Source organism: Micromonospora cabrerizensis (assembly GCF_022230955.1).
Classification (GTDB): Bacteria; Actinomycetota; Actinomycetes; order Mycobacteriales; family Micromonosporaceae; genus Micromonospora; species Micromonospora cabrerizensis.
Genome location: NZ_JAKKFI010000005.1, coordinates 21603 through 32752 on the forward strand (window position 1 = coordinate 21603; position 11150 = coordinate 32752).

Annotated in this window: 8 protein-coding genes; 2 read left to right on the forward strand and 6 right to left on the reverse strand. The window is 72.8% G+C overall.

What is annotated here, in order from left to right:
- Positions 1-55: 55 nt before the first annotated feature.
- The 3 genes from LADH09A_RS01065 to pnuC all read right to left on the reverse strand — a co-directional run bounded on the left by LADH09A_RS01065 (position 56) and on the right by pnuC (position 3244).
- Positions 56-1054 (reverse strand): TerC family protein, encoded by a 999-nt coding sequence (locus LADH09A_RS01065; RefSeq protein WP_238642846.1) that lies wholly within the window; start codon positions 1052-1054, stop codon positions 56-58.
- Between the two features lie 382 nt (positions 1055-1436).
- Positions 1437-2591, reverse strand: coding sequence for an AAA family ATPase (locus LADH09A_RS01070; protein WP_238642847.1), 1155 nt, complete (start codon positions 2589-2591; stop codon positions 1437-1439).
- A complete protein-coding gene (gene pnuC / locus LADH09A_RS01075; RefSeq protein ID WP_238642848.1) occupies positions 2588-3244 on the reverse strand; it encodes a nicotinamide riboside transporter PnuC in 657 nt (218 codons plus the stop codon). Before pnuC ends, LADH09A_RS01070 begins: the two co-directional genes overlap by 4 nt.
- A gap of 82 nt (positions 3245-3326) precedes the next feature.
- Between pnuC and LADH09A_RS01080 the strand changes: the two genes are divergently transcribed.
- Positions 3327-3620, forward strand: a complete 294-nt coding sequence (locus LADH09A_RS01080) for an antibiotic biosynthesis monooxygenase family protein (protein ID WP_238642849.1) — start codon at positions 3327-3329, stop codon at positions 3618-3620.
- A 102-nt stretch (positions 3621-3722) separates the two neighbouring features.
- On the opposite strand, the gene LADH09A_RS01085 is transcribed toward LADH09A_RS01080, so the two are convergent.
- Together LADH09A_RS01085 and uvrB are read right to left on the reverse strand one after the other, a co-directional pair.
- The gene (locus LADH09A_RS01085) at positions 3723-4580 is read right to left on the reverse strand and encodes a helix-turn-helix domain-containing protein (protein WP_238642850.1); all 858 of its coding nucleotides are present in this window, start codon (positions 4578-4580) and stop codon (positions 3723-3725) included.
- 272 nt (positions 4581-4852) lie between these two features.
- A complete protein-coding gene (uvrB, locus tag LADH09A_RS01090) occupies positions 4853-6961 on the reverse strand; it encodes an excinuclease ABC subunit UvrB (RefSeq protein ID WP_238642851.1) in 2109 nt (702 codons plus the stop codon).
- A 301-nt stretch (positions 6962-7262) separates the two neighbouring features.
- On the opposite strand from uvrB, the gene LADH09A_RS01095 reads away from it, so the two are divergent.
- The gene (locus tag LADH09A_RS01095) at positions 7263-9359 is read left to right on the forward strand and encodes a hypothetical protein (RefSeq protein ID WP_238642852.1); all 2097 of its coding nucleotides are present in this window, start codon (positions 7263-7265) and stop codon (positions 9357-9359) included.
- 1 nt (position 9360) lies between these two features.
- On the opposite strand, the gene coaE is transcribed toward LADH09A_RS01095, so the two are convergent.
- Positions 9361-10542 (reverse strand): dephospho-CoA kinase, encoded by a 1182-nt coding sequence (gene coaE, locus LADH09A_RS01100; RefSeq protein ID WP_238642853.1) that lies wholly within the window; start codon positions 10540-10542, stop codon positions 9361-9363.
- Between the last annotated feature and the right edge of the window lie 608 nt (positions 10543-11150).

The window sequence follows — 11150 nt, forward strand, 5'->3', positions numbered from 1 at the left end:
CCGAAACCAGCCCTTCACCGGCCGGGCGCGGGTCCCGCACCCGGCCGGCGACAGATCAGCGTCGGGCGTCGGCCAGCTCGCGGCGTCGGTCCCGGGAGGACTTGATCAGGCTGGCGGCGGTGGCGACGCCCAGGGTGCCGAGGATGACCAGCAGCGACAACCAGATCGGGATGTGCGGCGCCCAGCCGACGTGCTCGCCACCGTTGATGAACGGCAGTTGGTTGTCGGCCAACGCCTCCAGCACCAGCTTGACCCCGATGAAGCCGAGCACGACGGCCAGGCCGTAGCTCAGGTAGATCAACCGGTCGAGCAGGCCACCGAGCAGGAAGTAGAGCTGACGAAGGCCCATCAGCGCGAACACGTTCGCGGTGAAGACCAGGTACGGCTCCTGGGTGATGCCGAAGATCGCCGGGATCGAGTCCAGGGCGAAGATCAGGTCGGTGGTGCCGATCGCGATCATCACGATCAGCATCGGGGTGAACAGCCGCTTGCCGGCCACGTGGGTGGTGAGCTTCGCGCCGTCGTAGTCCTTGGAGATCGGCAGCGCCTTGCGGCTCCACCGGATCAGCAGGTTCTCGGAGAACTCGTCCTCGTCCGGCTCACCCTGCCGGGCCAGGTTGACCGCGGTGTAGATCAGGAACGCGCCGAAGATGTAGAAGACCCAGGAGAACTGGGAGATCAGCGCGGCACCCGCGGCGATGAAGCCACCGCGCATCACCAGTGCCAGCACGATGCCGACGAGCAGGACCTTCTGCTGGTACTGCCGGGGCACCCCGAAGCGCGCCATGATGATCACGAAGACGAAGAGATTGTCCACCGAGAGGCTGTATTCGGTGAGCCAACCGGTGTAGAACTGCCCCGCCGGGCTCGCGCCCGCGGTCAACCAGACACCCACGCCGAAGAGCAGGGCGAGACCCACGTAGAAGCCGACCCAGAGGCTCGACTCACGCACACTCGGCTCGTGCGGGCGTCGACCGATGATCAACAGGTCGACGAGCAGGACAGCGGTCAGTACGACCAGCGTTCCCGCCCACACCAATCCGGACACGTCCAACGTTCATTCCTCCGGCAGACACGCGGCGTCGGGCACACCGTACGCCCCCGGAGAGGCCGGTGTGCCGCTGTCGCTCACTCTGGTGACTGTCGGAGGTCTCTTCCGCCGCCGCCCGCGAACGGAACGGCGACCTACGGAGCCGGGTCGGGTCGCCGAGGTTCCGACGATCGACCGTGCTGACGACTCCGTTGCGAAGGAATACTCCCCTCCTCGCTGACCATTGTTGCCCACCACGCGCCGTGATCACACCCCGGGCAGCCGGTGGCGCCCCCCACCCGTCGCCGGGGAATATCGAGGGCCGGGTCCGGAGGGTCGTACCGCGGCGTGACGGCCGCTGGTGTGACGGCCGCTGGTGTCACACGCGCTGTGGTTTCCTAGGAGGCTAGTGCAGGTCGGGTGCGGTTATCGGGTCGCCGAGCGACCACCCGACGGTCAGCAGGTCGTCACACGCGCGTACCGCCCGTGCCAACCGCTCGGCGTGCGTCCCGGCCAACTCCACCACCGGCACCCCGCACCCGGCCAGCTCGCCACGGAACCGCTCGGTCATCCAGGCCCGCAGGTGCTCGCCGTCGCGCAGCCCGTCGTCGGTGAAGGGCACGTCCCGGTGATCCGTCAGCAGGTACAGCGCCGGCCGGCGGGCCGCCGCCCGCACCTGCGGCGACGCGCTGCCCAGGTAACGCTCCTCCCACACCGCCGTGGCCCGCGCGTCGGTGTCGCAGATGAGCAGCGGTCCGCTGATCCGGGCCGCCGCGTCCTCGGCCGCCTGCTGCTCACGGACCACCGTGCGGAAGTCGTCCCGGTCCCAGGTGACGTCGAAGACGCTCGCCCGCGGGTCGCGCTCCCGCAGCCGGGCCAGCTTGTCGGCGGTCAACTCCCGGCCGTACTCCGGCACCCAGGGCGTGCCATAGTGCGCCGCGAGCGCCTCGGCCATCGTGGTGGTGCCGGTCGACTCGGCGCCGACCACCACCACCCGCCGGACGAACCAGGCCCGCACCGGAGGGCTCAGAAACCGCCAGTGACCCGCCGGATCCGCGCGGACCGCCGTGCCGGAGACCGGCACGGTCCGCCGATCCGGATCCACCGACACGGGTACGGCGTCGAAGCGGCGAGCCAGCTCCACCCCGTACGCCTCGGACGAGACCACCACGTCCACCCTGCGCGGCCCGACCGCCGCCCGGAACACCGCACAGTGCGCATCCCAGACGGCCGGGTCGTCGTAGTCGACCGGGTGATCGTCGTACCGGCCGACGAACCGGACCCACGGGGTGTCCGCGTGCACCTCCCGCAACCAGTCGAGCCGCAGCGTGAGCGGGATCGACTCCCGACGCGAGGGCGCCACGACGACGGTGACCTCGCCGCAGCGGGCGGCGGCGGCCCCGATCAGCGCGTGGTGCCCGGCGTGCGGCGGGTAGAACTTGCCCACCACCAACCCGTGCCCGAACTCCGGGGCGCGCGCCGGGTGGCCGGCTGTCGGGGCACGGCGGGGCGTCGGCGCGCCCTCCGCTGTCGGCGCGCGATTCGGCGGTCTGGCGTTCACGCGGTGACCGGTGCCGCGCCGGGCGGGACCGGGGTCGGCAGGTCGGCCCGACGCAGGTCCGCCCGCCAGGCACGCAACCCGAGCACGCACAGGGCGAGGAAGACCACATAGAGGACGGCGGTCAGGTGCAGCCCCTTGTACGCGTACAACGGGATGTAGATCAGGTCGGCGGCGATCCAGAGCCACCAGCTCTCCACCCGCTTACGCGTCTGCCCGTAGGTGGCCAGCAGGGACAGCGCCGTGGTCAACGCGTCCGGCAGCGGCACGGTCGAGTCGGTGGCCCAATCCAGCAGGGCCCACAGCCCGCCGGTCAGCAGCACCCCGGCGACCGCCAGCAGCAACCACTCTCGTCGCCCGGTCCGGCTCACCGTGAGCCGGCTGCGCCGCTCGCCACCGAACAACCAGTGCCACCAGCCGTAGCAGCCGAGCGCGACGTAGACGACCTGGAGCCCCGCGTCGGCGTACAGACCAGCGGTCCAGAACAACACCATGAGCAGCAGCACGTTGGCGATGCCGACCGGCCAGTTGGCGATCTTCTGCCGGGCCACCAGCCACACGTTGAGCACGCCGGTCGCGAACCCCAGCAACTCCGCCCAGGTGGTGGCCGTGCCGGCCACCCGGAAGGCGACGCTGGTGAGCCAGTCAATGATCACGGTGCCACCCTAGGTGCGCCGTCGGCACCGGAACAGACCCCGCGACACCCCCGCCCCGGCCCGCCGTGCGAGGCTGTCCGACATGGTGCTTGAGGTCGCGCTCATCGACGTACTGCCCGGACACGAGGACGCGTTCGCCGCCGCGTACGCCGAGGGGCACCCGGTGCTCGCCGGCGCGACCGGCTGCCGGTCCGTGCGGATGACACGCGGCATCGAGTCCCCGACCCGTTTCGTGCTGCTGGTCGAGTGGGACTCGGTCGAGGCGCACGAGGAGAACTTCCGGGCCACCGAACGGTTCGCGCAGTGGCGGGCGTTGATCGGGCCGCACTTCGCCGGGCCGCCCATCGTCGAGCACTTCCTCGACGTGCCGGCCTGAGCCTGCTGTCGTACCCCGCGGTTATCGTGCCCTGCGCACGCGCCGGCCGCCGATCCCGACGGGCTCGGGGGCGCCGGGCCCGGTGGCCGCGCGGCGCGGCTCCTACTCGCCCACGCGGCGGGCCAGCACGGTGATTGTCTCCTCCGGTGACAGCGCGGCCGCCAGCAACGCCTCGGTCATCCGCTGGTAGCGGTCGACGTCGAGCAGGGTGGCCAACCGCACGTCGGTGGTCAACGCCTCCAGCATCACCGTCCGCGGGTCCGCCGGGTCGGGAAAGGCATAGCAGGAGTACGGGGTGAGCGGGTGCAGCCCACCACCTGCCGCCCCGCGGGGCAGCAGCCGCACCGTGACATGGGACAACCCGGTCACGGCGACGAGATGCCGCAACTGTTCACGCCAGACCTCGTCCGGCAGGTCGCCCGGGTCGCAGACGGCCTCGGCGAGCACCGCCGTGTAGCGCGGCGGATAGGCCCGCCGCAACACCTCCTGCCGCAGCGCCCGGGCGCGCACCTCGGCCTCCACGTCGACCTCCGGCGTGAGCTGGGCGCCGGCGGCGACCAGCACCCGGGCGTACGCGGGCGTCTGGAGCAACCCCGGCACGACCGCCGGCTGGTATTCGACGATGTCGGCGGCACCTGCCTCCAACTCGGCGTAGGTGCGCTGCCGCTCGCTCATGTCGCCCAGCGTCTTCCACCAGCCGCGGCTGGTCGCCGCGTCCCGGGCGATCACGATCAGCGCCTCCCGGGCGGGCGAGGGCACCTTGTAGATGTCCAGCAGATCGAGCACGTCGGCGAGGTCAGGGCGGCTCTGACCCAGCTCGATGCGGGACAACTTCGACGTCGAGGCCCAGCCCAGCCGGTCGCAGACCTGCTCCAGGGTCAGCGCCTCGCGCCGGCGTAACTGGCGCAACTCTGCGCCGAGACGTGCACGTCGAATGACAGGACTCGTTGGCAGCGGCATCCCGGCCTCCCCACCGAGGGAGAGTACGCAGGACGATCACCCAGTGCAATAGCTCGCTCGCGCACCGCAATCAGAGTGACGGATGCCGTCCGCTGGTCAGGCCGGACCAGATCCGCCGTCACCGCAGGTCAGGCGGGGTGCCGAGCCGTTGTTGCCGGCCCGGAGCCCCGCCCAGCGCGGTCCCGCGCATCCGGGTCGGCCCCGACCGCCCTCCGCGCGACCCGGCCGGCCGCGCCCACGGGGAGCGCTGATGGTGGCCGGCCGGACGGGGATCACTTCACGCCGGCGGCGTCCATGCCGCGCAGCTCCTTCTTCAGGTCGGAGACCTCGTCGCGGATCCGGGCCGCCAGCTCGAACTGCAACTCGCGGGCGGCGGCCAGCATCTGGTCGCTGAGCTCCTGGATGAGCTGGGCCAGGTCGGCGCGGGCCATCCCCTCCCGCGACGGGGTGGTGGTGGCGGACCGGCTCCGGCTGCGGGTCTCCTTGACCGGCGCCTTGCCCCGGGACAGCTGACGCACCGCGCCCCCGACGCGGGAGTTCTCGGTGTCCTCCGCCTCGCGGTAGATGTCGTCCAGAATGTCGTGGATCTTCTTACGCAACGGCTCCGGGCTGATCCCGTGCGCCTCGTTGTGTGCGATCTGCTTGGCCCGACGCCGGTCGGTCTCGTCGATCGCCGCCGCCATCGACGGGGTGATCTTGTCGGCGTACATGTGCACCTGACCGGACACGTTACGGGCGGCCCGGCCGATGGTCTGGATCAGCGACCGGCCGCTGCGCAGGAAGCCCTCCTTGTCGGCGTCCAGGATCGCCACCAGCGACACCTCGGGAAGGTCCAGGCCCTCGCGGAGGAGGTTGATGCCGACCAGCACGTCGTAGTCGCCCTTGCGCAGCTCACGCAGCAGCTCCACCCGGCGCAACGTGTCGACCTCCGAGTGCAGGTAGCGCACCCGGATGCCGTTCTCCAGGAGGTAGTCGGACAGGTCCTCGGCCATCTTCTTGGTCAGCGTGGTGACCAGCACCCGCTCGTCACGGTCGGTCCGCAGCTTGATCTCGTGCATCAGGTCGTCGATCTGGCCCTTGGTCGGCTTGATCACGACCTGCGGGTCGACCAGACCGGTGGGCCGGATGACCTGCTCGACGAACTCGCCCTGGGCCTGCTCCATCTCCCAGGTGCCCGGGGTCGCGGACAGGTAGACCATCTGGCCGACCCGCTCCAGGAACTCGTCGAAGCGCAGCGGCCGGTTGTCGGCCGCGCTGGGCAGCCGGAAGCCGTGGTCGATGAGCATCCGCTTGCGGGACGCGTCACCCTCGTACATGCCGCCGATCTGCGGGATGGTCACGTGCGACTCGTCGACCACCGTGAGGAAGTCGTCGGGGAAGTAGTCGAGCAGGGCGTGCGGCGGGCTGCCGGGCAGCCGCCCGTCCATGTGCATCGAGTAGTTCTCGATGCCGGAGCAGAAGCCCACCTGCCGCATCATCTCGATGTCGTAGGTGGTGCGCATCCGCAGCCGCTGCGCCTCCAGCAGCTTGCCCTGCCGCTCCAGCTCGGCGAGGCGCTCGGCCAGCTCCACCTCGATGTCACGGATCGCCCGCTCCATCCGCTCCGGACCGGCCGCGTAGTGGGTGGCCGGGAAGATCACCAACTGGTCGACCTCGCGGACCACGTCACCGGTCAACGGGTTGAGGTAGTAGAGCTTCTCCACCTCGTCACCGAACAGCTCGATCCGGATCGCCAGCTCCTCGTACGCCGGGATGATCTCGAGCGTGTCACCGCGGACCCGGAAGGTGCCCCGCTGGAAGGCCATGTCGTTGCGGGTGTACTGGATGTCGACCAGCCGCCGCAGCAACTGGTCGCGGTCGAGCTCCTGCCCGGTCTGCACCCGGACCGCCCGGTTGAGGTATTCCTCCGGGGTGCCCAGGCCGTAGATCGCCGAGACGGTCGCCACCACGATCACGTCTCGGCGGGTGAGCAGCGACATCGTCGCCGAGTGCCGCAGACGCTCCACCTCCTCGTTGATCGAGGAGTCCTTCTCGATGTAGGTGTCGGTCTGCGGGATGTAGGCCTCAGGCTGGTAGTAGTCGTAGTACGAGACGAAGTATTCGACCGCGTTGTGCGGCAGCAGCTCGCTGAACTCCTTGGCCAGCTGCGCGCAGAGCGTCTTGTTCGGGGCGAGCACCAGGGTCGGGCGCTGCAGCCGCTCGATGAGCCACGCCGTGGTGGCACTCTTGCCGGTGCCGGTCGCGCCGAGCAGCACGGTGTTGCGGTCGCCGCGCCGAACCCGACGGGCAAGCTCGTCGATGGCCGCCGGCTGGTCGCCGGCCGGCTGAAACTCACTGACGACCTGGAAGCGGCTGTCGAGCCGGGGAATGTCGAGCGCCATACCATCAACGGTACGCCGGAGGTCCGACAGGAACGGCCGTCACGCCAGGTACGTGATCAGCTTCAATATTCCCATTGTGTGGCCCATGTCACCGGGACTACCCTCTTCATGTAGGCCGCTCGCGGCGGCCGACCGGGCCGGTGGCCAGGCCGTCACATCACGGCCGGCCGCCCCCGGCACTGCGGTCGCAGCACCCGGCTTGTCCGGCGTGCGCACCCGTGTGGTCGCGCTCGAGGCGCAGACCGGCCGCCGCGAGCGCCCCTGCTCGTCACCCTGACGCCTCCCCGGCCGTTTCATCTCCGTGGACACCTCTCCGACCCCGGCACCCGACACCACTCCCCTCGGCACGCCCCGGCCGGACGTCACCGCCGCCGGACGGCCCAGCACCCCCAGGGTCGGGCGGCCAGGCAGCGGACGGCACCGCACCGGCCCCGGCACCGCACCGGAGATCACCCGAAGCACGGACACCGGAGCCGGATCCACCACCGGCCGGCCCACCGACGCCCGCCGAACCACCACCGGCCGCACGACCGACGCCCCACGGCGAGCCACCACCGACGGCGACACCGACACCGCAGGTCCAGCCACCAACCGCAAGGCCACCACCGCTCGCCGGGCCACCACCCCACGCGACGCCGACGCCCCAGAGCCAACCGCCGGGCACCGCAAGACCGACTCCCCACGCCGAGGCAGCACCAGCCGTGGCACCGACGCCGCAGCCGGGGCCAGTCGGCCTGGAAAGGCCCGCCCGGTCGATACCGGGCCGCCCGCCGCTCACCGGACCGCCCCGGGGCGCGGGCCCGAGAAGAACCAGACCACCACCGGCCACGGGCCCACGGAGAGCCGAACCGCCACCGGTCGACGTCCCGGGACGACGACGACCCGCCGCGAGGCAGCTGCCGAACCCCCTGCCGGCACGGCGGCGGATACCACCGGCCCGGCCCCGGCCAGCCGTCGCAGACGTACCCTGCTGCTGGTGCTCGCCCTGACCGCCGCGACGTCCGCGACGGCGCTGGTGCTCGGGTTGCTGAGCTGGGCGCCCGACCCACCCGAGCCGACCCGACCGCTGACCCTCGCGGAGGGCGAGCGGCTGGCCGCCGCGCGGGTCACCAACCTCCGGGATCTGCGCGCCGGAGTCCGCATCACCGCCGGCGCCGACGCCGCCCGGATCGAGCTGGTGGGCTGGGTGGACTGGTCGCGGTCACTGCTCTACCTCGACGTGGGCGGGCCGGGCGCGAGCACCGAACGCGGGCTGGTGCAGCGGGTCGGCCCGATCCTGGTCATCCGGCCCGACCCGGCGGCCGTGCCCACCCCCGCCGCACCGCCCCTGCTGCCCCCGGCGGACCGTTGGCGGCTGCACCGCCTGGCACCCGGGACACCCCTGGGGCCCGTGCTCGACCTGCTCCTCGGCCTCGCCACCGACCGCCCGGACCAGACCCAGGCGGTGCCCGGCAGCGGCGCGCGGTGGATCGCCCGGGACACCGTGGCGGCCGGCCCGGTGGACGTCCTCCAGGCGTCGCTGCCGGCCGGGCCGCCACAGCGCACCCCCGCACCCGGCAGCACCGGGGCACCCACGCCGGGCGCCGGCTCGGCGAGCACCGACCCGGACGGGCAGACCCGGTTCTGGCTCGACCAGGACGCCCGACTGCACAAACTGGTGACCCGGCTGCCCGGCGTCGGCCCGGTCACGATGATCCTCAACCGGGCGGACCGGCCGACACTGCGTCCCGTGGACGCGCTCGGCGGCCGGCCCGGCCTGCCCCGCACGCTGACCGACGCCGAGCGGCGTCGACTGGACCGCTTGCCGGCCCGGCTGCGTGCCCAGCGCGGTGCGACGATGACGCTGACCGCGCCCGTGGGCACGGACACGAACCTGCGGGGCACCGGCTGGGTGAGCTGGACCACGCGTAGCGCGTACCTCGCGGTCGCCGACCTGGGCGTCCCGGACCGCCGGACCCTGCTGCGGCGCGACACCGCGGGTCTGACCCGGGCCGACCTGCCGGCGGACGCCGCTGGTGGCGGCACCGCCGAGGTGCCCGGCCGGCCACCGCTGCCGCCCCCGGCCGGGCCCTGGCGGGCCCAACGGTCCGGCGGCGACGACCTGACCATGCTGGTCGACGCCGCGGTGGCCGCCGGGTCGGTCGGGCCATCAGGAACAGCCGTCCGGGTACGCGAGGACGTCACCGCCGGACGGACCGTGGACGTCGTCGAGGTGGGCCCGGCCGGCGCGCGGCTGCGCTACTGGATCGACCGCGACGGGTCGCTACGCCGGCTGGAGCTGCACACCGACGCCAACGCGTGGGCCCAACTGGACCTCCAGCCCGCCGTGGTGCCCCGACTCAACCCGGTGCCCCGCCCGGCAGCCAAACCTCGGCCCGCGGCGCCTCGGCCCCGCTGACTCAGGGTCGCCAGCCGGTCTGCTCGGCCCACTGCTCAGCCCGCAGATACTCCTCGTCGAACCACGGGTCGCGGGCCGTGCCCGAATCGCCGGCATCCGGTGCCGCGTCGACCAGGTCCCGCTTGAGCAGCAGGTACGCGGCCCGCTGATCCGGGTCGGCCCGCAGGTGGTCGCGCATCAGCAGCGCGTACCGCCAACCCGGCGATCCGGCCATCCGCACGTGCAGGCGAACCGGGCGGGCCGGGTCCGCGCTGCCGTGCAACCTCTTCTCCCACCGACCGCTGCCGGCCGGGCGCGGGTCGTCCCACCAGTGCCCCGGAACCCGTGGGAACCCGGCGTTCGCCAGCCGGTCGACCAGCGCACCGTCGGCGGCGGCAAGGCTCGGCACGGCCACCTGCACGTCGATGACGTCCTGGGCAGCGAGGCCGGGCAACGCGGTGGAGCCGATGTGGTCGATCCGCAGCGCGTCGGAGCCGAGCGCGTGCCGGATCCGGGCGGACAGCCGCTCGTACTGCTCCGGCCAGCTCGCGTCGGTCCCGGCCAGGTCGGCCCGACCCGGCAGGACCACCCGCCGCTCGCGCAGATTGTTCTCGTAGGGCAGCAGCCGCTGCCGCCAGAGCGTGTCGACCGCGTCGTGCAGATCCGCCAGGCTGCCGTCGTTGGTCAGCACCACGTCCGCGGCGGCCCGTCGGCGGGCGTCGTCGGCCTGGGCGGCGATCCGCCGCTCGGCCTCCGCGCGATCCATCCCCCGGCCACGCGCCAGCCGCTCCAGCCGGGTCGTCACGGCCGTCTGCACCACGACCACCAGGTGGTACGTGGGCGCGAGACCCACCTCGACCAGCAGCGGTACGTCGTTGACGACGATCGCGTCGGGTGCCGCCGCGGCGGCCAGCTCCGCGGTACGCGCCCGAACCCGAGGGTGGGTGATCGACTCCAGCCGACGGCGGGCCTGCTCATCGGCGAACACCACCGCGCCCAGTGCGACACGGTCCAGCGCACCACCGTCGTCCAGCACCGCGTCGGAGAAGGCGGCAACGATCTCGGCCAGCCCCTCCGTGCCCGGCGCCACGACCTCCCGGGCCACCTGGTCGGCGTCGATGAGCACCGCGCCCCGCTCGACCAGCCGCGCGGCCACCGCGCTCTTTCCCGACCCGATCCCGCCGGTCAACCCCACTCTCAGCACCCGACCAGTCAACCGGATCCCCGAGCCCGTCGCCAAACCCACCACGATGGTCCCCGACCGATCCGGCTCGAAAGGCCGAGGCACGCGCAGCCTGTCCGGGCCCCGGCCCAGGTCGGCCCAGGTCGGCCCGGCTCGGCCGGCCCAGCTCGGCCCAGCCCGGCTCGGCTCGCCCCGGCTCGGCCGGCCCAGCTCGGCCCGGCCCCGCTCGGCCCGGCCCGGCCCGGCCCGGCTCGGCTCGGCCCGGCCGGCCCAGCTCGGCTCGGCTCGGCCGGCCCAGCTCGGCTTCCTAGCTGCAAGATCGTGCTCGAACCAGGTTCTAGTGGTGCCGTGGCGCCTCGGAGGCCCCTACAACCAGGATCGAGCACGATCTTGCGCCCTCGCAGGCTTGGACGATCTTGCGCCCCGGCAGCCGGGCAGCTTGCCACGCTGAAAGGCCCGGGCAGCCCCCACGGCGAAGGCCCCGCCCCACGGCGAAGGCCCCGCCCCACGGCGAAGGCCCCGCCCCACGGCGAAGGCCCCGCCCCACGGCGAAGGCCCCGCCCCACGGCGAAGGCCCCGCCCCACGGCGAAGGCCCCGCCCCACGCCAAGGCCCCGCCCCCACCCCCAC